We start from the raw sequence: 24,276 nt of genomic DNA, 5'->3' as shown, positions 1-24,276 counted from the left end.
TTAAATTAGATAAAAATGAGTACTAAAACAGCTAAAGAACTGCTGGTCGGTTATCTTGAAAATATCAACAATCCAGATACAGTAATAGAATTATTTGCAGACGATGCCGCTATTGAACTTCCCTATCTTAAAAGTCTGGGGATGCCATGGCAAATGAAAGGTAAAGATGTCCTATTAGAATTTCTTCAAAATCTTCCCAATATGTTTCCTGGTTTTAAATTTGAAAATGTTCAAATTCTTATCGATACGCCAGACCAGGTATTCGGAGAATATGACGTTCATTGTATCAATGGAATAACGGGGCTTCCATATAATCAGTCTTATATGGGCAGGCTGGTGGCCGATAACGGAAAAATTAAACTGCTTCGCGAAGCTTTAAACATGGCTGAAGTTACGAAAAGCTTCTTCCCGGAAGCGGCAAATCATCTGCCTTTTCAATAATAGTGGCCTGTTACAGGATTGTAAATTTTCTGCTGTAAAATTAAATCGTAACACTTCTATAATATCTTAATTAAGGAGTTATGCTCTTTTTATAGTACCTCTCAAAACACAAATATTTTAACATACAAATACAGTACAATGGACAATAAATTATTTTCTGAATACAAATTGGGAGACCTTACTTTGAAAAATCGTATAGTGATGGCACCAATGACAAGAGGCCGTGCCACCAATCCCGAACTTATGGCGACTGACCTAATGGCTATCTATTATAAACAACGCGCATCAGCAGGTCTTATTATTACAGAAGGATGCTGGGTAAGCCCGGATGCTATTGGATATATAAATGTACCGGGTATCTACAGTGATAAACAAACCAAAGCCTGGAGTCATGTTGTTGATGCGGTACATGATGCAGGAGGTAAAATATTTCTTCAGATTTCGCATGTGGGTTCTGTTAGTCATCCGGATCATCTCAACGGGAAACTGCCTCTTGGACCATCTGCTATTAATCCGAATGAACAAACATTTACACCTGACGGGTTTAAAGATACTCTTGTACCGCGCGAAATGACCATTGAGGACATTAAAGGTATTATCGAAGATTTTCGCACCGCAAGCCTGAACGCAAAAAAGGCCGGTTTTGACGGAGTAGAAATTCACGGAGCTCATGTGTATCTTTTTCCTGAATTTTTGAGTTCAGAGACAAACAAGAGAACAGATTCTTATGGTGGTTCTGTAGCAAACAGAAGCCGTTTTGTAATCGAACTTCTGGAAGCCGTAACCAGCGTTTGGGGAAAAGGAAGAGTTGGATTGAAAATTAGCCCTGCGACAAGTTCAGGAACATTAAAACCTAATGTGGATACTGAGCCTACTTTCCGTTATTTAGCCCAGGCGCTAAATCAATTTGACCTGGCTTATCTTCATGTTTTGGGACTGGAATCGGTTGTGGGTACTCCGGCAGAAGCATTTCAGGATGTTGCTTCTTATTTTCGACCATTGTATAATGGTACTCTTATGATTGGCGGCGGACTTGATTCCGAAAAAGGAGAAGCACTTTTAAGCTCAAAAAATGCTGATCTTATTGCGTTTGGTTTGCCGTTTGTTGCTAACCCTGATTTGGTAGAAAGATATCGTACAGGAGCTGCATTGTCTCTTCCTAATACAGATCTTCTTTATACGGGTGGGGCTGAAGGTTATACTGATTACGAGACCTTCAGGGAAAATTAAGTAGTATTATATTTTTTAAAACGAAGTAAAACTCTTAAACTATTTAAGAGTTTTTTTATTTAGGAAAGTTAAGTAGCATTTATCATTGCCTGTTTCTACCAAAAGAAGATTAGGAAAAATGGTTAACATATCAGGAATATATGCCAAACATTTAATTGTGTAGGATTTGCAACTTTGTATCGTCAAAAATGACAATTAGAATTTAAAAAGTAAAAGATATGAAAATGTTTAAATTTAAATCGTTAAAAAGCTTAGCTGCGATTGCAGTTTTAGCTTTAAGTTTCCTTAGTGCTCAAACTACCTTTGCACAGGAACAAATCAGTAAAAATGTGGTTTTGGTACATGGCGCTTTTGCCGATGGATCAGGATACAAGCAGGTTTATGAAATACTGACCGCTAAAGGTTATAATGTACGCATAGTACAGCTTCCTTTAACGGGTCTTGCTGACGATGTTGCAGCGGTAAATAGAGTTTTAGACAAGTTAGAAGGGCCAACAGTATTAGTAGGACATTCCTGGGCGGGAGCAGTAATAGCTGAAGCTGGAACCGACCCAAAAGTAGCAAGTTTGGTTTTTATCGCCGCTTTTGTTCCGGACGCGGGAGAAACGGTAGCGCAATGGGCTTCGACTTATCCTGCAACTCCTGAAAATGGAATTACAGGCCCGGACCAATATGGCTACTTGTTTTACAGCAAAGCTAAATACCATATAGGTTTTGCAGCAGATATCAGTAAAAAAGAAAGTGATTTTATGGAGGCTTCGCAGGTTCCTATACTGGCAGCTTCATTCGGAACAAAACTTTCAAATGCAGCATGGAAAACTAAACCCAGTTTTGCTATTGTAACGCTGGAAGATAAAAATATTCATCCTGACCTGCAACGCAAAATGTATAAGCGTGCAAATGCGACAGTAATGGAGATTAAATCGAGTCATGTGGTTTATATATCGCATGCTGCAGAAGTAGCTGATTTAATTGTAAAAGCTTCAAATACAAAAAAATAAGATTGTGAATGATTTCAGGATTTACTGATGAGAAGCAGGATTTTTGTAATGATTTATTACTTAAAAACTAAGATTCATGTTATAAGTAATTCAAATTTTGACCCTATTTTTATCAGTAAATCCATTTGGTAATTGTTTTATCTTTACGCTTTAATTAACCTGTATTTTAATTAAGATTTATATGTTTGAGATTTTTGCTCAATACTTGCAAAGTAAAATAGAACTCAGCGATCAGGAACTAAAAATGATCGAGGAGGTTTGCGTGGTACGAAAACTCAGAAGAAATCAGTACCTGTTGCAAGAGGGGGATATTTGGCGTTATAACGCCTTTATAACCAAAGGATGTCTGAGGACTTATAGCGTAGACGATCGGTCAATGGAGCATGTTCTGAATTTTGCTATTGAAAATTATTGGATAGGTGACAGGGAAAGTCTTCTAAATGGCACGCCATCCCGCTTTAATATTGATGCCATAGAAGATAGTACTTTGTTATTAATCAGCAAGGAAAATTTTGCCGGACTTATGAAAAGCATACCTCAATTTCAGGATCTGGTTAATTTAATAATTGAGCGAAGTTTTGTGGCAATCCAGGATCGTATCAATAACAGTATCAGCCTTAATGCAGAAGAAAAGTATATTCGCTTTATTGAGAAACAGCCGCAGATTGCGTTAAGGGTCCCACAGCACATGATTGCTTCCTATTTAGGAATGACACCCGAAACGTTAAGCAGAATAAGAAAACAGAGTTCGAAAAAACAATAGGGAAATACAATTCCAACCATCAGGCACTTGATATATATCAAGTGCTTTTTTATTTTATATCAATTGTTTACGGCGTTATTGAAATTATTTTTGTGTACTGCTAATTTTAAAATTTCACTAATATAATAATTTGATGGAAGCGACAAAAATATCTGAAGGGAATATGGAAAGGAGCATTATTTATCAGGCATGGCTCTTACAGAACAGGAAGATTAGCGATCTTGTTCACAAACTTAATGATGAAGACTTAAAAAAGGATGTTGCTTTTGGCAGAAACAGCGGACTTTATCTTTTAGGACATTTAATTGCCAGTAATGATCTCTTGCTGCCTCTTTTTGGTTTTGGAGCAAAAATGTACCCCGAGTATGAGAAAATTTTCTTGTGCTGTCCTGACAAATGCGCTCAAAATTTTCCAGCTGTCAAAGCGGTAAAATCGCATTGGTTTGCCTTAAATGAACACCTGAATCTGAAATTTTCCTCGCTAAATGAAAAACAATGGAGTACAGAGGACGATAATTCTAATCACCAATTTAAAACCATGCTAAGTATTGTGAATCATCAGTGTTATCACCTGGGGCAGCTTGCTTTTCTCTTGTAGTACTATTGTTATACATAAATGATGAAGCCTTGATATTTTATCAGGGCTTTTTATTTTATACAATATTTAGATTTGATTTTTGCATTATTATGCAGTGGCATAATAGCTTAAAGCAGACTTTTTAATTCCATAACATTTTTGAGTACTATGTAAATAATAATGCTAAATTTATATCTTTAAATTATCCCTTTAAATCCTGCTAAATTTTAAGTTGATTAATAATTCTTAAATTTATAAAAATGAAGGTAACTTATTTTGGGCATTCCTGTTTTTTAGTGACTGCCGGTGGAAAGAACATTTTATTTGATCCTTTTATTACTCCAAATGAATTAGCTAAAGACATTGATGTAGACCAGATTCAGGCCGACTACATTTTTTTATCTCACGCGCATTACGATCATATTACCGATGTAGTCAGAATAGCCAAAAATACAGGCGCTATGGTACTTGGAAATTTTGAAATTTATAACTGGCTTCTGAAAAGCGGAATTGAAAATTCTTTCCCTATAAATCCAGGCGGTAAAAAAGAGTTGGAGTTTGGTTCTGTTAAGTGTGTTGTTGCACAGCATTCCAGCAGTTTCAGCGATGGAAGTTACGGAGGAATTGCCTGTGGTTTCGTCCTTACCACGCCAGATGGAAATTTTTATTACAGCGGCGATACAGCACTCACAAACGATATGGCAATTATTCCTAAATTCACTAAACTTGATTTTGCTGTTTTTCCTATTGGTGACGGACTCACCATGGGCATTGAAGAGGCTGTTGAAGCTTCTAAAATCGTTGGCGTTGCTAAAATATTAGGTGTTCATTACGATACCTTCGGTTTTATTGTAATGGATCATCAAAAAGCAACTCAAAGTTTTAATGAGGCAGGATTACAACTCTATTTGCCGGCTATTGGAAGCACCATAGCATTATAACTTTCTTTTATTTTATATTATTTCAAAATCTAATATCTGCAGACATGATTTATAGTGGAGACAGCAAAGAGTTACTAATTCTGGAGGAATTGGATAACATAAATAAAGATATACTGTATAAAAGCGGTGATACCGATATGACCTTACTTTGGAACAAAGGAGAGGAAATGAAAATTATGATCGATAAAGTTGAATATAATTTAAACAGGAACGATGTTGTTTTTCTGACTGAATATCACAAAATTGACAGCTTAGATTTAGATTCGGTTCGATTTCTCCGCTGGAATCAATCCTTCTTTTGTCCCATTAATCATGATAACGAAGTCGGCAGCAAAGGACTCCTGTTTTTTGGTGCGACAGGTGTACCGATTGTAAATATCATAGAAAATGAAATTAAATTTCTTGAAAATTATTGGGAAAACTTTTCAAATGAGATGTCTGCCAAAGACAACCTTCAGAAAGACATGCTGCAGTCTATACTGAAGCAGATTTTGATTTTTTGTGCCAGAAGCTTAAAGAAGTCTGCCAATTACGACCGCTTAGAAAAAAGCCAGGTAGATATTATTCGCGAATTTAACTTTTTAGTGGAGGGGCATTTCTCCAAGCATCACGATGTTGCTTTTTATGCTTCAAAGTTAAATAAGTCTCCTAAGACACTTTCCAATCTTTTTGCACTGGCTTCCAATCGTCCTCCCATAAGTATCATTCACGACAGGATTATGCTGCATGCCAGAAGACAAATCAATTATACCAATTTATCCATAAAGGAAATTGCCTATGATTTGGGTTATGAAGACATTCAGACTTTCAGTCGGTTTTTTAAAAACAAAGAAGGTGTTTCACCCATTCAGTATCGCGAAAAATTAAAGTTAAATTAGCCAACATCAAACTAATTATAAAAGTGCTCCACTCAGGGCACTTTTTTTTTGCCTCATTTTAAATTCAATTTTAAATCAATTATAATCTGCTCAATCTCTCAAATCTGCGAGAAATAACTTTTGCATAAAAAAGTCTCACGCAGATTTGGCAGATTGAGCAGGTTTTTTTGTAAAAGTTTAATCTCCTTACAATTACAAAACGCTGTTTTTGCGAATTTTCGAGGTTATTACCATCTATAAAAGTGCTCCACTCAGGGCACTTTTTTTGTGCCTCATTTAAAATCATTATAATCTGCTCAATCTGCCAAATCTGCGAGAAATAACTTTTGCGTAAAAAAGTCTCACGCAGATTGAGCAGATTTTTTTGTAAAAGTTTAATCTCCTTACAATTACAAAACGCTGTTTTTGCGAATTTTCGAGGTTATTATTATCCGTTAAGACCTTATTTCTCCCTATTTCTGCTATTTGGGAAAAAAGGTTAACTCATCGGGAAAATGTGACTAACTCCTGCCATTGTAAGTGTTGCAACTTTGTACTGTCAATAACGACAATCAAAACTATTATAAATTTAATATTTAATATCATGGCACGATTAACAGCTTTAGACCCGGATCAGACAAATGGGAAATCAAAAGAATTATTTACTGCAATAAAAGGTAAAATGGGCATGGTTCCCAATATGATGAGAACGATGGGAAATTCACCCGCGGTACTAAACGGGTATCTTGGATTGAGTACTGCACTTAACAGTTCTTCACTTACACCAAAAACAAGAGAACTAATTTCATTAATGGTCGCAAATGAAAATGGATGTGACTATTGTAATTCGGCACACAGTTTCATTGGAGGAAAAATTGGAATTGATGCTGATGCTCTGGCTCAGGCAAGAATTGGAGTTTCATCAGATGAAAAAACAAACGCAGCCTTAGAATTTGCAAAAGCAGTACTTGATACAAAAGGAAATGTATCTGATGATGCTATAGCAAAATTTAAAGGCACAGGTTATGAAGAAGAGCAGATTGCAGAAATAGTAGCTGCTGTTGCATTGAGCATTTTTACAAATTACTTTAACAATACCGCCAAAACAGATATTGATTTTCCGAAACTGGCACCAATTCACCAAAACTAATAGTAAACCAAAATAATAAAATTATGAAAACAACTTACCACACAAGAAAAATCAACGGAGTTGAAATTTTTTACCGCGAAGCAGGAGACAAAAACAAACCGACTCTGGTACTACTGCACGGTTACCCAACATCTTCTCATATGTTTAGAAATCTGATTGTAGATTTATCAGACAAATATCATCTTATTGCCCCGGATTATCCCGGATACGGAAGAAGCGAGCAGCCACCAATGAAAGACTTTGATTATACTTTCGAAAATATGGCCAGTATAGTAACTACGCTGTTGAGTGAGCTTGACATACAAAAATACAGCCTTTATCTAATGGACTACGGAGCGCCAATCGGGTTTAGAATTGCAAGTGCAAGTCCGGAGAAAATAGATACTTTAATAATTCAAAATGGCTGTGCTTACGATGAAGGTCTGGAAACATTTTGGGATCCTATTAAGGCCTACTGGAAAAACATCGATGATAAAGAGGCCGAGGCTACGCTTAAAACTTTTCATTCTCCTGACGGATTAAAATGGCAATATACGCATAGCGTACCTGATGAAAGTGCCATATCTCCTGATAACTGGGAGATCGATTTAAGACATTTGGAACGTCCTGAAAACGGAGCGATTCAGCTTGCTATGTTTTATGATTATCAGACCAATGTGGTATTGTATCCAAAATGGCAGCAGTATTTTAGAGATCATCAGCCTGAAACTCTGATCGTATATGGTAAAGATGATTATATCTTTCCCGGCGTAGGAGCAGAGGCTTTCAAAAAAGATTTAAAAAATCTGGAATTTCACTTATTCCCAACCGGTCACTTTGCTTTGGAGAGCTACGGAAAAGAAATCGGAGAACTGATCAGTGATTTCCTTGACAGAAAAGTAAACAAATAAGCATAAAATTCATTCTGCAATACTCATGAGAATATTGCAGAATGAAATTATCATAAGAAACCGGGAAATCATTAAATCAAGAATCATGGAAAAAAAATATCCTTTACCGCCTTTTACCCTTGAAACAGCAAAAGAAAAAATTCAGCTTGCAGAAGATGCCTGGAACAGTATGGATCCTAAACGAGTTTCAGAAGCTTACACCAAAGACAGTGAATGGCGTAACAGAACTGAGTTTGTAAATGGCACGGAAGAAATTATAGCACTTCTGACCCGAAAATGGCAAAAGGAAAAAAATTACAAATTAAAAAAAGAATACTGGGCACATCATGAAAACAGAATCGCGGTGCGTTTTGAATATGAATATGAGTCAGCAGATGGCAAATGGTTCAGAGCTTACGGCAATGAAAATTGGGAATATGATGACAACGGCCTGATGCAAAAAAGATATGCCAGTATCAACGATCTCGAAATTCAGGAAAAAGACAGAAAGTTTAGAAAATAAGAATAAATCTCAAATTGTAAACCCTTTAAAAGTATTTATCATGACAACAGCTATAAATTATAACCAGGAAGACATTGATTATAATGTTTACTACCAATATGTTACTGTAGAAGGAATCCAGATTGGATATAGAGAGGCAGGTTTGTCAAATCAAAATGTACTGTTTTTGCTTCATGGTTATCCAAGTTCGTCTGTCATGTTCAAAATGATTATTCCCGTTTTGGCGAAGCATTTCAGAGTTATTGCCTTAGACTTGCCGGCCTTTGGATTCAGCGATATTCCGAGTGAGGACGATTTTGATTATACTTTTAAAAATTATGGTGAATTAATCTCGGCCTTTATGCTACAAATGGAAATTAGCAAAGCAAGTTTTTATCTTTTTGATTATGGAGCTCCAATATTGATGCACAGCATAGTTGAAAATCCGGATAGGGTTGAGATGCTGATTTTTCAGAATAGAAACATTTACACAGAAGGAGTTGGAGACAAATTAAAGGAAATAAAAAAATTGTATGATGACAATACCAATGAAAGTGCTTTACAATTAAATAAATTTTTTGAATTGGATTATACCAAGTGGGAATATCTGAATGGTGTGACAAATAAAAACAGGATTATGCCCGAAACGTATCTTTTAGATCAATTTCTATTGGAGAGAGAAGGCGTAAAGAACATTCAAATCAATTTGAAAAGGGATTATAGAACCAATATTGAACTGTATCCACTTTGGCAGGAGACACTTAAAAAAATCCAGCCCCCTACTTTAATAGCATGGGGAGAAAATGATGAATTTTTCAAAAGAGAAGGCGCAGAACTGCTGCACAGGGATATACCTAATTCCAAGCTGATTTTTTATCCTACCGGACATTTTGCGCTTGAAGAATTTGGATTAGAAATAGCCAATGAAATCATCGCATTCTGGCAATTAAATTTTAAAGATTAAATCATGGAACAATATGCTTTTGAGATTCTGCTATTCTTTGCCGCATTGGCCGGAAGCGTGCTCAACGCCGTTGCAGGCGGAGGAGGGTTTATCGCTTTTCCGAGTCTTGTTTTTGCAGGGGCTTCTCCCGTAAATGCAAATGCAATTAGTACAGTAGCACTCTGGCCGGGCAATATCGCAAGTGCAAAAGCATTTCAGAACGATATAAAAGCTTCCAAAAGAACCTTGATCTACCTCCTTTCAATATCCGGATTGGGAGGCTTTTTGGGAGCTATGCTTTTAATTTTTGCTTCCTCTAAAGCTTTTGAATTTTTAGTACCTTACTTTCTTTTGTTTTCATGGCTGCTGTTTTCTTTCAGTTCGAAAATTTTGGCGTATTTTAATTCCAGGAAAGAGGCTCAGAAAAGTTTTAACTACGATCATAAAAAATTGGTTCCACTTTTAATATTGGGTATTTACGGAGGTTATTTTGGCGCAGGCCTGGGAATGATGGTTTTGACCGTATTTACTTTCTACGGAATGAAAAACCTAAATGAAATGAACGGATTAAAAGTACTAATGGTCGCAGTAAACAATGGTGTCGCAGCGTTTACACTTTTATTCTCGGGACTTATAGACTGGCATTTTACCCTAATTATGATTGCAGGAGCGCTTATCGGCGGCTATTATGGGGCTTCGGTAACACGAAAAATAAATCAGGACATATTAAAAAAAATAATAATCGTAATAGGGGGATTAATAACCCTTTATTTCTTTATCGTTAAATAATTTAAAAAATAAATAAGATGAAAAAAATTGCAATTAATGGTTTCGGCAGAATTGGGAGAGCGTCTTTAAAAGTAATATTGGAATCTCCGGATCTGGAACTGGTAGGAATTAACGATCTGATGAGTATTGAAAATGCTGTTTACCTTTTAAAATATGACAGTATCTACGGTAAGTACGATAAAAAAGTAACTTTTGAGGGTAATAATATTGTAATAGATGACCGCAAAATAAGATATACCTCGATAAAAGATCCTTTGGAACTGCCCTGGAAAGAACTGTGGGTGGATGCAGTTATTGAAAGTACAGGTTTGTTTACCAATAAAACGGATGCTGAAAAGCATATTACAGCGGGAGCTAAATTTGTTGTAATTTCAGGTCCTACTAAGGATACCCCGACAATAGTACATGGGGTCAATACAGCGGAAGGTAAAGTTTCCATTTTCTCCTGCGCCAGCTGTACCACTAACAATATTAGTCCACTAATAGAGATTTTAGGCCGCAGGATAGGAATAAAGAAAGCTATTTTAAATACCATACATGCCTATACTGCTTCTCAAACCTTAGTAGATGCTCCTTCTAAAAGAGAGCCAAGAATGGGAAGAACTGCAGGTATAAACCTTGCTCCGGCGGCTACAGGCGCTGCAATTGCTACAACCAAAGCGCTGCCCGAATATGCCGGCAAATTTGACGGTGTAGCGGTAAGGGTTCCGGTTCCGGTGGGATCTATCTCTGACATTACTTTTGTGACAGAAAGAAATACGACAGCCGAGGAGATCAACGCGATATTGTCGGAAGAAGCTTTAACAGAGCGCTATGTGAAAGTGGTAGCGGTTACAGATGAACCACTGGTATCAACTGATATTATTAAAAGCCCGTATGCAGCAACAGTTGATCTGGAAATGACAAGAGTGGTAGATGGGGATCTGGTAAAAGTTATGGCATGGTATGATAATGAGTGGGGATTTACCAACCAAATGATCAGACAGATTCAGGAATTATAAAATAAGTATTTGAATCCTAAAAAATGATGCCTCATCATCATTTTTTAGGATTTGCCATGCATTACAATTTGCCTGTACTATAAAATTCTAACAACTTAAATCTTTACTTATGAATTATGCACAATTAGCTTTTACAGATGCTGTTAAAGACCTGCAGGAAAAACAGGGAAGCAGAAATGGTTATGACAGAATGGAAAGAATGTCAGTGGTTGACGGACTTACCGATAATGAAATTTATTTTATAGAGGATCGTGACAGTTTTTATATGGCAAGTTTCGGAGAGAATGAATATCCCTATATACAACATCGCGGAGGACCTAAGGGCTTTGTAAAAGTCATTGATAATAAAACCATTGGAATTGTCGATTTTGTGGGAAATAAACAATATATATCTACTGGAAATATTGCGACCAATAATAATGTGGCTATTATTATGATCTCCTATCCGCACCGTGCCAGACTAAAACTTTATGCCAAGGCAAAGATTGTAGAATTGGAGGAGGATCAAAAATTATACGATATGCTGAAACCGGAAGACTATAAGTTCCGTCCCGAGAGAATGATGGTATTCGAAATTCAGGCCTATGACTGGAACTGTCCACAGCATATAACGCCACGTTATACAACCCAGGAGATCGATGAGGCACTGATGCCCCAAAAAGAATATATCGTAAGCCTGGAGAATAAAGTAAAAGCACTGGAAGAAAAACTGGGAATTAAAGAAGAGTAAGGATATGAGTATTGACATTTTAGCATTCGGTGCACATCCTGATGATGTGGAATGTGCGGCTGCAGGAGTTATTTTAAAAACCATAAGCAAGGCAGGAAAAGTGGTTATTGCGGATCTCACCAGAGGAGAGCTCGGCAGCTTTGGCGATGAGCACTCCAGAAATAGGGAAGCTGCAGCAGCCTCAAAAAAGCTTGGCCTATTTGCTAGGGAGCAATTAAACCTTATGGACGGCAATATAGAAAATACCCATGAGAACAGGCTGAAAGTAATTCAGCTTATTCGAAAATATCAGCCTAAAATTATTTTAGCCAACGCTATTTTTGACCGTCACAGTGATCATAAAAAAGCAGCCGATCTTATCAGTGAAGCTTCATTTTTATCCGGATTAAGGAAAATAGAAACTTATAATGACGGACAATTACAGCATAAATGGAGACCTGGTGCTGTTTATCATTATATACAGGACTATTTTATTAAGCCGGACGTTGTAGTTGATATCAGTGATTTTTTTAATCAAAAAACAGAAGTGATCAGGGCTTATGATACCCAGTTTGTTTCTGCAGCGGATGCAAGTGCCGCAGGTATACTCAATCTACTCAAACAAATTGAAAGCACCAATCAGATTTTCGGCCGTGCAATAGGGGTGAAATATGCAGAAGGATTTACATGCGAGCGTTATATCGGCACAAAAGATTTAATGGATCTTATATAATACATCTTTAGAAGATGTCTTATTTTAAAGAGTTTATCCTCGGTTGCAGTACAAAATTCCGATATTTTCAGTAGCTTGCGCCAGATCAATTTTCCCGAAGGCATAACTTTTTTCCTTAATTTGTACAAGCAAAAAAAAGGATCCACAGAATATTTTCCATAGATCCTTACTATTTTTTAGCTGTTGCCTGCTCCGGAAAGATTCAGTATTTCTCAGCGTGCGGTTATCAATTTTGTCTTTTTATTTTTAAGATAAAGGGCGGCCGACTCGCTCATCGTAATGATGGAAGCACCCATGATCACTACATCTTTTAAAACAAGACGTCCTCTGCCGGATAAAAACGGAAATCCATACTGCTGATCCGTTAAATGAGGAACCCAGCTCTCGGGAGTTGTAATCAGAAATGACAGTGTTCCAAGTGTAAGCAGGAATACAAGGATGCTTCCAAACATGCTCTCCAGCGGTGCCCAGCGGTGAATGCCTACCAGAATACCAAGAGCAATTAATAATATCCCTAATTCATTGGCAAAACCATAGGTATTGTTTTCGATATTCCACTGGCGGTTTTCAGGAATCAATTCACCTTCCTTATTTACATGATCTTTATATTCCTGCGGGTTATTGTATAAAGCGGACATAAAAGGGCTGTTGGCCACAAAGGGTACAATCCCGTCCGCTTCGTATGGAACAAATTTAAGAGCTCCGATCCAAAGGAAAACAATCACTATTCCGGCTCGAATGACTGATTTTCCAGCCTTGTCGAGATTTGCTATTGTAGTTAAAAAGGTATTTTTCATTGCTTTGTTTTTTAAATTATGTTTTGATAATTAACACTACAAAGCTACGGTGCGTGGGGTTCTGCTGAAATGGATAAATAATGCTTTTAGATAGACAAATCTGCCACTATAGAGATCCCTGTGGTATTCCTGAAGGTCTGCGGAGAAATTTTAGTCATCTTTTTAAATACTCTGCTGAAATAATATTCATCCTGAAACTTAAGTGCAAAGGCAATTTCCTTTATGCTTAGTCTTGTGAGATGCAGCTGTTTTTTTGCCTCAAGGATTAACCTTTCCTGAATCAGCTGAGAAGGAGTTTTATTAAAACGTCTGGTACATTGTTTAGTAAAATTATTTGGCGTCATTGCCAGCAGTGAAGCATAGTCGCTGGGTTTGTGAAGGGTAAGAAAGTTTTCTTCAAGAAGCTGTTTGAATAAATCCATTTTTTCATCCTTGAATACTTTTTGTTTTTCAATACTTTTTATTTTTATGCTGCTGGATTTGGCAAGGAAAAGCTGAAGGTAAGCCCTCAGTACGATATCTGATGGATCCGGCTGTTTGAACTCATCATTGATCTGACGGATTAACTGCAGATAGGAGTCAAGCTCTCCTTGCGATAGTTTCAGAGAAGGTTCTATATAAATGTTATTAAAAAGCAGTCCATTGCAGGCTACTTCATTTCTATGATATTCGATACAGTAAAAATCGCTGTGAAATTGCAGCATAACATATTTTACAGGTTTGGTTTCTTTAATGTAAATGGACTGCTGAGGTGTCGAAAAAAGTATAACAGGAGAAGTAAAAGGAAAAGAGGCAAAGTCTGCATGAAATATACCTTCACCTTCTGTAATGAGAATGACTGTGTACTCGGCAAATTGCGCAGGTGAAGCTAATGTATTATCTTCAGGGTGGTCGAGCCCTAAAAGTACATTTCCTGTATCTGAAAATACTTTGTTCATACGCTGGGAATTATTTTTATTACTGATGTAAAAATAAACAGTTTAATTTATGAATTTTAATTTTCAGTTCCTTTTTGCTGAAAGGTAACAGCAATTTTATCCATCCTGATATAAAAGGGATAAAATATCAAAGCTGCAGCATTTACTGCTACAGCTCTTAAAACATTAAGCTTAATAACTAATTTGTTTTTATTGACCAATAATAGTATCAGTCTGGAAAATATTTATCTTATTTCCATCTACATCCTGGATCATGGTACAAAGCATTTTATCGCCGGCGATATAAAGTTCACGCCAAACAAATGTCACTCCTTTTTCTTCAAGTTCTTGTGAAGCCACTGCAAGGTCATCTACCTGCAGCACAATAGATTTATTCCCGATTGGAGTAAGATGATGAGGTGCTTCTGCAAAAAGCTCTTCAATTCGTTTTGCATTTGGCACCTGCAAAAGTTCAAGACGAAGTTCTCCGGCTTTTATTATTGCAGTTTCTGCAGATCCGGCAGGAATAGTAAAAGTCACCCGGCTTACAAGCTCAAAACCGAAAATAGATTTGTACCACGCGATAGACTGATCTAAGTCGGCAACGGTAAAAGCAACATTGTAAAGAGAAAAAGAGGCCAGGCCATTTTTATTTAGTGAAGTAGTTTCCATGTTTAAAAAAATTAAAAGTTGATATTTAAGCACCTGTAAAGTGTATTATTTAAAGTGCAAATTTCCGGCAAAAGATCTTTTTACTGATTGACATTTGATAGGAAAAGAATTGATTTATATCAAGATTCATACACAAAAACAGCTTCATCACCTACAGCTGCCGGTCTATATTCTTCCTCTTTTTTGGATGCTACTGTATAGCGAGCTTGTATATTTTTGAGTTTTTATCGGGAAAAACATACTTTTCAGGCAAATTCAGTTTATCAGTCTGCTGAAAGCCGTTTTTCTCATAAAACCGGTGTGATGCAGCTGCAATTCCAGGGGTATCAAGCCAAATCACCTTCAGGTTAATATGTAGTGAAAAAGCAATCAATGCCTCAAAAAGCACCTGCGCAATCTTCAGTTCAGTACCTCTGTAATCTTGTCGTACAAACATTTTGCGCAGTACTCCGTTATGATTGTCGAGATTTTGAAGTCCTATTGTACCCACAATTTCCCCGTTGATCCTGGCTGTCCAAAAATTCCCTTTGTGATAAAATTTTGCTGTATCAATAAGGTCAGGCTGATCTGATTCTGTAAATCCCAGATTAAATTCACCGTTTTGTATATTGAGTACAAATTCGCGTACCAGACTCTGGTCAACCGCCTTAAATTCTATAATTTCAACCATCTATTTACTGTAATTTTTATGAGTTTTATAATTCTTTTGTATTGGTTCGAAATTACGAAGTTATAAAAAATTAAGAGGATATATCTTTATCGATTTCATTCGTATTTATAATTTGAACGCTGAAGACGTCCTTATTTCCGTGATACTTCTCAAGTGTTTAATTAAAGATATCCTATAAGCATATCTTTATTAAATTACAGTAAAAATCAATTGCATTTTAAAATATACTATTCCATCTGATCCCAAAGAAATTAACGCGAGAGCTTAACAGATGTTTTATTTATTAAGAGGTACACAGTTCCCAAAAGTACAGCTGCTGTTATTCCTGTGCTAAGTGCGAAATAAACATGAGAATAAGAAGGCAGAACCATCGGAAGCATTGCCATCGCATACACAGGAGGCATTTTCATTTTCAAATAATGCAGCATAATGGTTACCGCAATCAAATTTACAAAGGCAGCGAGCAGAAAATTGTCTAAAAAATAAAAGCTCTGCGCTCCAATAAAAGCGGCCAGCATCAAAGCGGCAACCTGTTTGTACAACATCGTAAAACTGTACATCTTCTTGTCGATCAATTCGTAACCCATTACAATTACAGGAGGAAGCGCAGCTATCTGCATAGTACCTAAGACAGAGCAGATTATTACCCATACTATCAAAACAGCCAGAAATACCAAAATTGCAAGAATCGATTTTGGTTCCTCCACTACAGCAGCCCCGGAAACTTCAGGCTTAAAAAATACAGCTGTAAGAATTGCGAGCAATCCCATAGCAAGAACTATGGAAATTAGAAAGATATAAGAATTACAATTTGTCACGATTGGAAGTAATCCCGTTGCGAGTGCAGGTGCCAGATTGCTTTTAATTGAGTACAGAACGGCCAGCATCACTATCATAATCACTACAATTTTGGCAGCCATATTAATCTCTAGCTGATTAATAAAAAAACCAATAAATGCCGTGATAGAGGGAAGCAGAAACAAGTGCAGGGGCTTGGCAGTCCATGTGTTTTTTTTGTATATGAAACATCCGATTGACAAGGCAGCCAGTTCCGGCAAAATAATTTCCTTATCCTTAAAGTGGAATGCCGCTGCAGTCATCAGCAATATAAGTCCGTATGCTATAGTATAAAATTTAATTTGATATTGTGAGGTAATCTGTAGGGTATCGTTATAAAAAGTTTTCATTTGATTATTTATTTAAATACAACACAAATTTCCAATATAAAAAAGATGTTTGAAATGGATTTTTCGGGTTATTTAATGGACTATTTATTCCTGTTTTTAATTTACTCTTTATCTGGAAACTAGGTAAAGAAATTGATCAATTATTAGTTTTTAACAACAGCCAGAATATTTTTTTCAAGAATTTACAACGGATTAATAAAGTTTCGAACCAAAAGTTCTTAGAGCCTTATTTTGCTGGTTTTCCATTTTTAAAAATACTACTGCGCCATGATTTTTCCAGAATTTATAAAGGAAAGATTTGAAATAAAATCAATGAAACCTAGCTCAACGGCAGCGGAAGATTTTCGTAATAATGAAATGATAAACCATTTTGTAAATGAGATTTCATTATTTGCCTTTGAACAGCAATTGAAACAATTTAGGATAATATAGAGACTTTATTTCTGTGGCATTCTAGGTGTTCGAATCCTGTTAGGTTATCACACACTAAATTTTAAATTGGTCTTATTTTTCATGAAAATACGTATTCTTTTGCAGTTTGCTTTTTTATTTTAGTGTGATTCTAAAAAAAGAAAATAAAAGCAAAAATCAGCAAACTTACTTATTTAATAGGGTATATGAAAAAAAGACGCCAATTGTCCTCAATTGGCGCCTTTTGGCTGTGGTGATCTCTGCGGGACAAATTTTAAACTATTTTCTCCAAGATTTAAAGAAATGACTTAATTTTAAGTGAATTTGTAAGATAATTATTTGTTTTTTAAGCACATTCTGTAATTTAGGAACTTAACTTTTTACTTTAAATTTATTTCACTTAAGCTAATTGAAACTAAAAGAGGCGCAGGTAAGAGCGGTGTATTATCTTCCAATCTAATATATACTTTTCTTTTGGTGGGAATTTTAATGCCTTGAACTTCTATGTAATCTGATAGATAATGAGCAGCTGAAGAATTTCCTAAAATCTCGGCATTGTAGTCGTGTCTTGCTATAAGTCCTTCGTTGTTAATATAAAAGGTTTGGATTTGATTATGGGTGGCTATCTCAGGCGGAAATTCGACTTGTAACCTTCTGAATATTTCTCCATTTTCTTCCCATGGCTCCAATTCTTTGACTTTATAATTTGAGTTTGTAAAAATGAAAGGTGCATTGAGATAGGTCCACATTGCATATCCTGCGAAATAGGCAAGTTGCAATTTTGACCATGGTGTTTCTCTCTCATGCCCTATAAATGATTCTCCAGGGTTAAACAGTTCCTCAATTATTTCCCCTTTATGATTTTCTATGGCAATACGTCCTGGATCAAAAGAAGTATGCCAGTCTTTCTCTATAAAAGGATAGTGCGTTGTGAATTCTTTTTTTGTATTGGAAGTAACATAGATATCATCAAGAATGCCTGCTTGCTGCTTCATTGGAAATAATACTCCACCAGTGATAAGTTTTGCGCTGATGGTTTCAAATTTGTTCCATGTTTTAATGCCTCCATGAGCATTGATTGTAAACTCTAATAAATCGTTCATTTTGTTGTAATTTTTAATTGATATTGTTTAATTATACTGTTGAATAGAAAGTTGTTACTTTAATCTTTATGTACTTTTTTGTCCAATGAAAGGTGACGTGCAGATTGTGTATTGGCAGCCGAATCGGTAACGTCCAAAATTACAAGTGTAGACCTATCAATGATCACTCACCTGTCGTTATTTGCCCATCGATAAGCAAGAAAGGACCTTCTTTTACTTTAATAGTTCCGTTGTGTGCTCCCGTTACTTTCTTCCAATCCAATCGATGCGACTAAGTGCGCTTTCGATTTCCATTTTTTTTACTTTCATTTTATTTGTTTTTAAATTGTGATGTTTGTAATTTTGATACAAAGGTGTGACTATGTTCCTTTTTTTTAAGCTTTTAAATAGTTCAAGCAGTCAAATTTGACATTCAAATGGACATCCCCAAACTTGAAAATTTAAATGCCGGACTTATCTTCATTGTTTTGCCTATATAAGAATTTGCCCTACTTATAAAGATGTGATCTTCTAATTAATATTTAGTTGATTTATCATTTTCAATTTTAAATGGAATAGTCCATGCATGCCCCTCTTCTAGTTATAAAAAGAAATACATAATACCAGTAATGTGTTGATTAATAGAGTGTATTTCGATTTTTGGAAGGTCTAACATCATTCAACATTCGAAATGCCGGTTTTAACTACCTTTTAGTCTGTTTCCCGATTTAGTGCTTTCCCGGAGTCAGATCGCGAAATACTTTTGTCTCATAATTTACAACCACATAAAAATGAAAACATTAAAAATGATTAAAAGTGACCTTCATTCAACAATAGTGTCCGGGGTATTTATTTTGCTAGCGGCTGGCAGCGGATTTGCCCAAAACGCGATTACAACTAATGTGAAACCATCAGAATCAATACGTCCATATACCGTTGCTGTTTCTGATGTTACATTAAAGGATCTTCGCCAGCGTGTGCTGTCAACAAAATGGCCGGAAAAAGAAACCGTTTTGGACCAGTCGCAAGGAGTACAACTTGCAAAATTGAAAGGTTTAGCGCAATATTGGAGTACCAATTATGACTGGAGAAAAGCAGAGGCTAAGCTAAATTCTTACCCACAATTTCTAACAAAGATAGACGGAGTCGATATTCACTTCATCCACGTTCGTTCTAAAGAACCTAATGCTATGCCGGTTATTTTAACACATGGATGGCCAGGTTCAGTATTTGAATTTATTAAAGTCATTGGTCCACTAACTGATCCAGTGGCGTATGGTGGAAAACCAGAGGATGCTTTTGATGTTATTATACCTTCATTGCCAGGTTTTGGTTTTTCAGGAAAACCAACCGAGGCAGGATGGGATATTGACCGAATAGGAAAAGCTTGGACAGTATTAGTAAATCGTCTTGGATATAAAAATTATGTAGCTCAAGGTGGAGATTGGGGAGCTGGAGTTGTTAACTCAATGGCTTTGCAGGCACCTGAAGGATTATTGGGTATTCACAGTAACTTTCCTGCAACATTACCTGCAGAAGGAGTAAAAGCAATTGGAAGCGGAATAGCACCAGAGGAATTTTCTGCTCAGGAAAAAGCCGCTTTCGATTACCGCATTAAATTGAACAAAGGAGGATATTTTACCTATAAGGCGACGATGACTGCACGTCCACAAGCGATTGGTTACGGATTGAACGACTCTCCAGTTGGTCTTGCCGCATGGCTTCTTTTGCACCCTGGTTTTTCAAATTGGTCTTACGGAACTGATCCGGAACAATCTCCGACAAAAGATGAGGTACTGGATGATATTACACTTTATTGGTTAACCAATTCCGGGACTTCTTCGGCACGAATTTACTGGGAAAACAGAAATAAAGACAATATTAATGCAGGTGCAATGAAAACCGATCAAATCAAATTACCGGTTGCTATTACCGTATTTCCTGATGATGTATTTACATCTTCGGAATCATGGGCACATCGTGCTTTTAAAAACCTGATTTATTTCCATCAAGTGGATAGAGGAGGGCATTTTGCAGCATGGGAGCAACCGCAATTATTTACACAGGAATTGCGGGCTGCATTTAAATCACTTCGATAATTAGGGTAAGCAGCTCTCAATTAAAGGTTCTTTTGTACTATCTGACGAATTTAAAATGCTCGATTTGTAGGATTTGAAAGCCAAGATCTACGTATAGATAAAATAGAAGGACAAGTATATACTCGGTTGTAATAAAATATCCGTTCAGGTAAAATAAAAATTTAAAATGGAAAATAGAGAAAAAAATAATATTCAAAGTGCTTTAAAAATGCATAAAGGATATTCACAAGTGTTTCAGCCCAACAAACTGACTTTTGGTTTTATTGCGCCGATAGCGGGATATCCAAATGGACCTATACCCAATATGAGCATTTTTGAAAAAGTAGTCCGTCAAGCTGATGAAAGTGGAATAGACGCAATATGGTTAAGAGATGTTCCTTTTTTAGATCCTGCATTTGGTGATGCAGGACAAGTATATGATCCGATGGTTTATGGAGGATTGTTAGCAGGAATGACAAAACGCATTGCAATTGGTACCGCCGGTATTGTATTGCCGTTGCGAGATCCAATAATTGTCGCCAAACAAGCAGCAACACTGGATCAATTATCAGGAGGGCGTTTTATTTTAGGGCTTTCATCGGGAGATCGCCAAGGTGAATATCCGGCTTTTGGAAGCAATTTTGAGAATCGTGCTGAGCGATATCGTGAGGCAAGGGGAATTATTCGAAGTTTGACCGAGGAAAGCTTCCCCAGCTATACTTCGGAATATTATGGTAATCTCAACGGTTCACTAGACCTTATTCCTAAGCCTCTTGTAAATCATATACCAACAATTGCCATAGGCAGGGCAGGGCAGACCGTGGAATGGATCGGAGAAAACATGGATGGATGGATATGGCATGGGGAACCCGCAAGGCATATTTCTTTACGAATGAAACATTGGAATGAGGCTAATAATGGTATTTATAAGCCTTATGGATATGCTCACTTCTTTGACCTTTCAGAGAATCCGGAAGATCCTTTAACCTTTGGTCCTAATTACCTGGGCGGAGGTCGAAAAGCTCTAATTGACTTTTGGAATCAACAGCAAAAGGGAGGTCTGTCCCATGCTGTACTTAATCCTAAACCCACACTTCGTCCCGCACATGAAATGATTCAGGAATTTGGTGAATATATAGTACCTCAGTTTAGATAGAGATCCTTGAGGATGCGGTTGTTATGATGACTGGAATTAATGGCAGTGGCACAGCAATGAAAATAGTTGCAAAGCTTTTGAAACAAGATTGTAGCTAAAGAGATATACTGTATTGAAAAGGAGAAAGTATTTTTTTAAAGACTGTTTGATCATTTTAAAAACAGAGAAAAACAGGGACTTCATCAAGGCGGTAGAATTTTTTTCTACTGAATACTATTTAAAATATTTCGCTTTCAGCATTGTCTATTTCACCCCTTATTTTGTCCTGTTCACCAATTTCTTGGTAGCATAAAATTTGGTATCGTACTAATTTTGATCCATAATAAAATTGATTATTAAAAAAAAAGACACAATGAAAAATAATAAAAATTCAGAAACAACTAAAGTCATAAAAGTTGCTGCTGTACAAATCAGCCCGGTTTTATATAGTCGTGAAGAGACTGTTCAAAAGGTAGTAAACAAGATCCTTGAGTTAGGGAAGAAAGGGGTTCAATTTGCCACTTTTCCAGAAACCATAGTGCCTTATTATCCTTATTTCTCCTTTGTACAGGCACCTTATATGATGGGGAAAGAACACCAACAACTATTAGAGCAATCGGTGACAGTTCCATCTGCCGCGACTGATGCGATAGGAGAAGCAGCCAGAGAAACTAACATGGTTGTATCTATTGGTGTCAATGAGCGCGATGGAGGTACTATTTATAATACGCAACTCCTTTTTGATGCTGACGGCACTTTGATTCAAAGACGCCGAAAGCTGACACCAACTTATCATGAGAAAATGCTTTGGGGACAGGGTGACGCTTCGGGATTACGTGCTACAGAAAGCGCTGTTGGGCGTATTGGTCAGCTGGCTTGTTGGGAGCATTATAATCCATTATTCCGTTATGCGCTGATTGCTGATGGGGAACAAATTCATTCGGCTATGTATCCAGGGTCTATTTTCGGTCCCTTGTTCAGTGAGCAAACTGAAGTTAATGTACGTCAACACGCATTAGAATCTGCCTGTTTTGTTGTTTGTGCCACCGGCTGGCTTGATGCTGAGCAGCAAGCTCAAATTGCAAAAGATACAGGAGCACCTATTGGACCAATTTCAGGAGGATGTTTTACTGCTATAGTAGGGCCTGACGGACAACTTATTGGTGAGCCAATTAAATCGGGAGAAGGCGAAGTGATTGCTGATATTGATTTTGCCCAAATAGATGCGCGCAAAAGATTAATGGATGCCAGTGGACACTACAGCAGACCTGAATTATTGAGTTTGTTGATTGACCGCACACCGACTGCCCATGTGCACGAACGTAAGGTATATAATCAATCAGGTCTAATTGCGGATCAATTTTCAGCAGAGTAATTTGGAATAAATAGTAAAGAGTAAAAACAAAGAACAAAGAACAAAGAACAAAGAACAAAGAGCAAAGAACAAAGAACAAAGAACAAAGAACAAAGAACAAAGAATAGAGAGTAAAAACAAAGAGTAAAAAGTTAAAAATAAAAACAATGAAAAATTCAACAACGATTATCACTCGTGCATTTTGGACAGGAGTGTTAGCTTTACAATTGACAGCTGCTTCAGCACAAGGAGGGTTAAAAAAAATGGATGTAAAAAATGATGAGGCTATCCGTCCTTATACAGTAGCAATCTCAAATGCCGATTTAAAAGATTTGCGTGAACGTGTATTGGCTACAAAATGGCCTAGTAAAGAAACTGTTGCAGACCAGTCACAAGGGGCGCAGCTTTCTAAATTGCAGGATTTGGTACACTACTGGGGTACCAAGTACGATTGGAGAAAAGCGGAAGCAAAACTAAATGCTTATCCACAATTTATTACTAAAATTGACGGGGTGGATATTCACTTCATCCATGTTAAGTCGAAAAATAAAAATGCCATGCCGCTTATCTTAAGCCATGGATGGCCCGGATCAGTATTTGAATTTATGAAAGTTATCGATCCGTTAACCAACCCAACTGCTTATGGAGGAAAAGCTGAAGATGCTTTTGATGTAATCATACCTTCTTTGCCAGGTTTTGGATTCTCAGGAAAGCCAGCTCAAGCAGGTTGGGATACACCACATATTGCAAAAGCATGGGACGTATTGATGAAGCGATTGGGTTACAAGCAATATGTAGCTCAAGGTGGTGATTGGGGAGCAGCTATAGTCCATTTTATGGCTCTGCAAGCACCGACAGGATTACAAGCTATTCATAGTAATTTACCTGCTACTTTGCCAAATGAAGCTGGGATGGCATTGGGAACAGGTGTAGTGCCTGAAACGTTTACTGCCAAGGAACGTGCTTCTTTTACGCAACTGAGAAATGCGATTGTAAGTGGTGGATTTATCTATAAATCTACTATGGAAGCCCGTCCACAAGGCGTGAGTTATGGCTTGACTGATTCACCTGCGGGTCTTGCTGCATGGCTTCTTTTGCATCCTGGTTTTGCTACTTGGGCATACGGAAACGATGCTAAACAATCGCTAAGCAAAGATGATGTACTTGACGACATTTCGCTATACTGGCTTACCAATTCAGCGGCATCTGCTTCAAGAATTTATTGGGAGAGTCAAAAAATAAACCTTATTAGTGCTGGATCAATGCAGTCTGATAAGATTACCATTCCGGTAGCTGTTACCACATTTCCAGAAGATGTTTATGCATCACCTGAAAGCTGGGCACGTAAAGCTTACAAAAATCTAATCTATTTTAATGAAGTTGACAGAGGTGGGCATTTTGCTGCCTGGGAACAACCGCAATTATTCACACAAGAATTGCGTGCTGCCTTTAAATCACTGCGTTAAT

General features: G+C 37.0%; 26 protein-coding genes. 20 read left to right on the top strand and 6 right to left on the bottom strand.

The window, feature by feature from the left end; translation table 11 throughout:
• Positions 1-15: 15 nt before the first annotated feature.
• The 15 genes from EV142_RS16415 to bshB1 all read left to right on the top strand — a co-directional run bounded on the left by EV142_RS16415 (position 16) and on the right by bshB1 (position 12,506).
• Positions 16-441 (top strand): nuclear transport factor 2 family protein, encoded by a 426-nt coding sequence (locus EV142_RS16415; RefSeq protein ID WP_132036930.1) that lies wholly within the window; start codon positions 16-18, stop codon positions 439-441.
• A gap of 138 nt (positions 442-579) precedes the next feature.
• A complete protein-coding gene (locus EV142_RS16410; protein ID WP_132036929.1) occupies positions 580-1,671 on the top strand; it encodes an alkene reductase in 1,092 nt (363 codons plus the stop codon).
• Between the two features lie 218 nt (positions 1,672-1,889).
• On the top strand, positions 1,890-2,672 hold the full coding sequence (locus EV142_RS16405) for an alpha/beta hydrolase (RefSeq protein ID WP_132036928.1): 783 nt from the start codon (positions 1,890-1,892) through the stop codon (positions 2,670-2,672).
• Positions 2,673-2,853: 181 nt separating this feature from the next.
• A complete protein-coding gene (locus EV142_RS16400) occupies positions 2,854-3,435 on the top strand; it encodes a Crp/Fnr family transcriptional regulator (protein WP_132036927.1) in 582 nt (193 codons plus the stop codon).
• Positions 3,436-3,568: 133 nt separating this feature from the next.
• Positions 3,569-4,033, top strand: a complete 465-nt coding sequence (locus EV142_RS16395) for a DinB family protein (RefSeq protein ID WP_132036926.1) — start codon at positions 3,569-3,571, stop codon at positions 4,031-4,033.
• 239 nt (positions 4,034-4,272) lie between these two features.
• Positions 4,273-4,953, top strand: a complete 681-nt coding sequence (locus tag EV142_RS16390) for a metal-dependent hydrolase (protein WP_132036925.1) — start codon at positions 4,273-4,275, stop codon at positions 4,951-4,953.
• Between the two features lie 44 nt (positions 4,954-4,997).
• The gene (locus EV142_RS16385) at positions 4,998-5,831 is read left to right on the top strand and encodes an AraC family transcriptional regulator (protein WP_132036924.1); all 834 of its coding nucleotides are present in this window, start codon (positions 4,998-5,000) and stop codon (positions 5,829-5,831) included.
• 583 nt (positions 5,832-6,414) lie between these two features.
• Entirely contained in the window at positions 6,415-6,960 is a 546-nt protein-coding gene (locus EV142_RS16380) for a carboxymuconolactone decarboxylase family protein (RefSeq protein WP_132036923.1), read from the top strand.
• 23 nt (positions 6,961-6,983) lie between these two features.
• Positions 6,984-7,850, top strand: coding sequence for an alpha/beta fold hydrolase (locus EV142_RS16375; RefSeq protein WP_132036922.1), 867 nt, complete (start codon positions 6,984-6,986; stop codon positions 7,848-7,850).
• 85 nt (positions 7,851-7,935) lie between these two features.
• Positions 7,936-8,352 (top strand): nuclear transport factor 2 family protein, encoded by a 417-nt coding sequence (locus EV142_RS16370; RefSeq protein ID WP_132036921.1) that lies wholly within the window; start codon positions 7,936-7,938, stop codon positions 8,350-8,352.
• A 40-nt stretch (positions 8,353-8,392) separates the two neighbouring features.
• The gene (locus EV142_RS16365; RefSeq protein ID WP_158286336.1) at positions 8,393-9,295 is read left to right on the top strand and encodes an alpha/beta fold hydrolase; all 903 of its coding nucleotides are present in this window, start codon (positions 8,393-8,395) and stop codon (positions 9,293-9,295) included.
• 3 nt (positions 9,296-9,298) lie between these two features.
• Positions 9,299-10,063 carry a sulfite exporter TauE/SafE family protein gene (locus EV142_RS16360; RefSeq protein WP_132036919.1) on the top strand — a complete coding sequence of 255 codons (765 nt, stop codon included), beginning with the start codon at positions 9,299-9,301 and terminating at the stop codon, positions 10,061-10,063.
• 17 nt (positions 10,064-10,080) lie between these two features.
• Positions 10,081-11,064, top strand: a complete 984-nt coding sequence (locus tag EV142_RS16355) for a type I glyceraldehyde-3-phosphate dehydrogenase (protein ID WP_132036918.1) — start codon at positions 10,081-10,083, stop codon at positions 11,062-11,064.
• A 109-nt stretch (positions 11,065-11,173) separates the two neighbouring features.
• Positions 11,174-11,794 (top strand): pyridoxamine 5'-phosphate oxidase family protein, encoded by a 621-nt coding sequence (locus EV142_RS16350; RefSeq protein ID WP_132036917.1) that lies wholly within the window; start codon positions 11,174-11,176, stop codon positions 11,792-11,794.
• A gap of 4 nt (positions 11,795-11,798) precedes the next feature.
• The gene (gene bshB1 / locus EV142_RS16345; RefSeq protein ID WP_132036916.1) at positions 11,799-12,506 is read left to right on the top strand and encodes a bacillithiol biosynthesis deacetylase BshB1; all 708 of its coding nucleotides are present in this window, start codon (positions 11,799-11,801) and stop codon (positions 12,504-12,506) included.
• 212 nt (positions 12,507-12,718) lie between these two features.
• Here bshB1 and EV142_RS16340 read toward each other — a convergent pair whose 3' ends face one another.
• The 5 genes from EV142_RS16340 to EV142_RS16320 all read right to left on the bottom strand — a co-directional run bounded on the left by EV142_RS16340 (position 12,719) and on the right by EV142_RS16320 (position 16,749).
• Positions 12,719-13,303 (bottom strand): DUF417 family protein, encoded by a 585-nt coding sequence (locus EV142_RS16340; protein ID WP_132036915.1) that lies wholly within the window; start codon positions 13,301-13,303, stop codon positions 12,719-12,721.
• An 86-nt stretch (positions 13,304-13,389) separates the two neighbouring features.
• Positions 13,390-14,241: a helix-turn-helix domain-containing protein gene (locus tag EV142_RS16335; RefSeq protein ID WP_132036914.1), complete on the bottom strand. Its 852-nt coding sequence runs from the start codon at positions 14,239-14,241 to the stop codon at positions 13,390-13,392.
• A 189-nt stretch (positions 14,242-14,430) separates the two neighbouring features.
• Entirely contained in the window at positions 14,431-14,892 is a 462-nt protein-coding gene (locus tag EV142_RS16330) for a VOC family protein (protein ID WP_132036913.1), read from the bottom strand.
• 190 nt (positions 14,893-15,082) lie between these two features.
• The gene (locus EV142_RS16325; protein ID WP_132036912.1) at positions 15,083-15,562 is read right to left on the bottom strand and encodes a GNAT family N-acetyltransferase; all 480 of its coding nucleotides are present in this window, start codon (positions 15,560-15,562) and stop codon (positions 15,083-15,085) included.
• A gap of 251 nt (positions 15,563-15,813) precedes the next feature.
• On the bottom strand, positions 15,814-16,749 hold the full coding sequence (locus tag EV142_RS16320; RefSeq protein ID WP_132036911.1) for a hypothetical protein: 936 nt from the start codon (positions 16,747-16,749) through the stop codon (positions 15,814-15,816).
• A gap of 267 nt (positions 16,750-17,016) precedes the next feature.
• Between EV142_RS16320 and EV142_RS24075 the strand changes: the two genes are divergently transcribed.
• Complete coding sequence (locus EV142_RS24075; RefSeq protein WP_158286335.1) at positions 17,017-17,181, top strand: hypothetical protein; 165 nt, start codon at positions 17,017-17,019, stop codon at positions 17,179-17,181.
• A 359-nt stretch (positions 17,182-17,540) separates the two neighbouring features.
• Here the strand turns inward: EV142_RS24075 and EV142_RS16315 are convergent, their stop codons facing one another.
• Positions 17,541-18,263, bottom strand: a complete 723-nt coding sequence (locus tag EV142_RS16315) for a hypothetical protein (RefSeq protein ID WP_132036910.1) — start codon at positions 18,261-18,263, stop codon at positions 17,541-17,543.
• A gap of 770 nt (positions 18,264-19,033) precedes the next feature.
• Here EV142_RS16315 and EV142_RS16310 point away from each other — a divergent pair.
• The 4 genes from EV142_RS16310 to EV142_RS16295 all read left to right on the top strand — a co-directional run bounded on the left by EV142_RS16310 (position 19,034) and on the right by EV142_RS16295 (position 24,275).
• Positions 19,034-20,341, top strand: a complete 1,308-nt coding sequence (locus EV142_RS16310) for an epoxide hydrolase family protein (RefSeq protein ID WP_132036909.1) — start codon at positions 19,034-19,036, stop codon at positions 20,339-20,341.
• 166 nt (positions 20,342-20,507) lie between these two features.
• Positions 20,508-21,476 carry an LLM class oxidoreductase gene (locus EV142_RS16305; protein WP_132036908.1) on the top strand — a complete coding sequence of 323 codons (969 nt, stop codon included), beginning with the start codon at positions 20,508-20,510 and terminating at the stop codon, positions 21,474-21,476.
• A gap of 352 nt (positions 21,477-21,828) precedes the next feature.
• The gene (locus EV142_RS16300; RefSeq protein ID WP_132036907.1) at positions 21,829-22,830 is read left to right on the top strand and encodes a nitrilase-related carbon-nitrogen hydrolase; all 1,002 of its coding nucleotides are present in this window, start codon (positions 21,829-21,831) and stop codon (positions 22,828-22,830) included.
• A gap of 146 nt (positions 22,831-22,976) precedes the next feature.
• The gene (locus EV142_RS16295) at positions 22,977-24,275 is read left to right on the top strand and encodes an epoxide hydrolase family protein (RefSeq protein WP_132036906.1); all 1,299 of its coding nucleotides are present in this window, start codon (positions 22,977-22,979) and stop codon (positions 24,273-24,275) included.
• The last annotated feature ends 1 nt before the right edge of the window (position 24,276 follow it).

Origin of the sequence: Flavobacterium circumlabens (genome assembly GCF_004345565.1) — a bacterium.
Classification (GTDB): Bacteria; Bacteroidota; Bacteroidia; order Flavobacteriales; family Flavobacteriaceae; genus Flavobacterium; species Flavobacterium circumlabens.
Note: the sequence above shows the minus strand (reverse complement) of the source record. Positions and strands in the feature narration are given on the sequence as shown.

Bases quoted from the DNA above. Each gene is read 5' to 3' on its own strand.
- EV142_RS16400 (WP_132036927.1), top strand. From the start codon at position 2,854: ATGTTTGAGATTTTTGCTCAATACTTGCAAAGTAAAATAGAACTCAGC.
- EV142_RS16415 (WP_132036930.1), top strand. From the start codon at position 16: ATGAGTACTAAAACAGCTAAAGAACTGCTGGTCGGTTATCTTGAAAAT.
- EV142_RS16380 (WP_132036923.1), top strand. From the start codon at position 6,415: ATGGCACGATTAACAGCTTTAGACCCGGATCAGACAAATGGGAAATCA.
- bshB1 (WP_132036916.1), top strand. From the start codon at position 11,799: ATGAGTATTGACATTTTAGCATTCGGTGCACATCCTGATGATGTGGAA.
- EV142_RS16370 (WP_132036921.1), top strand. From the start codon at position 7,936: ATGGAAAAAAAATATCCTTTACCGCCTTTTACCCTTGAAACAGCAAAA.
- EV142_RS16365 (WP_158286336.1), top strand. From the start codon at position 8,393: ATGACAACAGCTATAAATTATAACCAGGAAGACATTGATTATAATGTT.
- EV142_RS16295 (WP_132036906.1), top strand. From the start codon at position 22,977: ATGAAAAATTCAACAACGATTATCACTCGTGCATTTTGGACAGGAGTG.
- EV142_RS16325 (WP_132036912.1), bottom strand. From the start codon at position 15,562: ATGGTTGAAATTATAGAATTTAAGGCGGTTGACCAGAGTCTGGTACGC.
- EV142_RS16355 (WP_132036918.1), top strand. From the start codon at position 10,081: ATGAAAAAAATTGCAATTAATGGTTTCGGCAGAATTGGGAGAGCGTCT.
- EV142_RS24075 (WP_158286335.1), top strand. From the start codon at position 17,017: ATGATTTTTCCAGAATTTATAAAGGAAAGATTTGAAATAAAATCAATG.
- EV142_RS16340 (WP_132036915.1), bottom strand. From the start codon at position 13,303: ATGAAAAATACCTTTTTAACTACAATAGCAAATCTCGACAAGGCTGGA.
- EV142_RS16390 (WP_132036925.1), top strand. From the start codon at position 4,273: ATGAAGGTAACTTATTTTGGGCATTCCTGTTTTTTAGTGACTGCCGGT.
- EV142_RS16410 (WP_132036929.1), top strand. From the start codon at position 580: ATGGACAATAAATTATTTTCTGAATACAAATTGGGAGACCTTACTTTG.
- EV142_RS16405 (WP_132036928.1), top strand. From the start codon at position 1,890: ATGAAAATGTTTAAATTTAAATCGTTAAAAAGCTTAGCTGCGATTGCA.
- EV142_RS16330 (WP_132036913.1), bottom strand. From the start codon at position 14,892: ATGGAAACTACTTCACTAAATAAAAATGGCCTGGCCTCTTTTTCTCTT.
- EV142_RS16305 (WP_132036908.1), top strand. From the start codon at position 20,508: ATGGAAAATAGAGAAAAAAATAATATTCAAAGTGCTTTAAAAATGCAT.
- EV142_RS16385 (WP_132036924.1), top strand. From the start codon at position 4,998: ATGATTTATAGTGGAGACAGCAAAGAGTTACTAATTCTGGAGGAATTG.
- EV142_RS16300 (WP_132036907.1), top strand. From the start codon at position 21,829: ATGAAAAATAATAAAAATTCAGAAACAACTAAAGTCATAAAAGTTGCT.
- EV142_RS16350 (WP_132036917.1), top strand. From the start codon at position 11,174: ATGAATTATGCACAATTAGCTTTTACAGATGCTGTTAAAGACCTGCAG.
- EV142_RS16360 (WP_132036919.1), top strand. From the start codon at position 9,299: ATGGAACAATATGCTTTTGAGATTCTGCTATTCTTTGCCGCATTGGCC.
- EV142_RS16320 (WP_132036911.1), bottom strand. From the start codon at position 16,749: ATGAAAACTTTTTATAACGATACCCTACAGATTACCTCACAATATCAA.
- EV142_RS16395 (WP_132036926.1), top strand. From the start codon at position 3,569: ATGGAAGCGACAAAAATATCTGAAGGGAATATGGAAAGGAGCATTATT.
- EV142_RS16335 (WP_132036914.1), bottom strand. From the start codon at position 14,241: ATGAACAAAGTATTTTCAGATACAGGAAATGTACTTTTAGGGCTCGAC.
- EV142_RS16375 (WP_132036922.1), top strand. From the start codon at position 6,984: ATGAAAACAACTTACCACACAAGAAAAATCAACGGAGTTGAAATTTTT.
- EV142_RS16310 (WP_132036909.1), top strand. From the start codon at position 19,034: ATGAAAACATTAAAAATGATTAAAAGTGACCTTCATTCAACAATAGTG.
- EV142_RS16315 (WP_132036910.1), bottom strand. From the start codon at position 18,263: ATGAACGATTTATTAGAGTTTACAATCAATGCTCATGGAGGCATTAAA.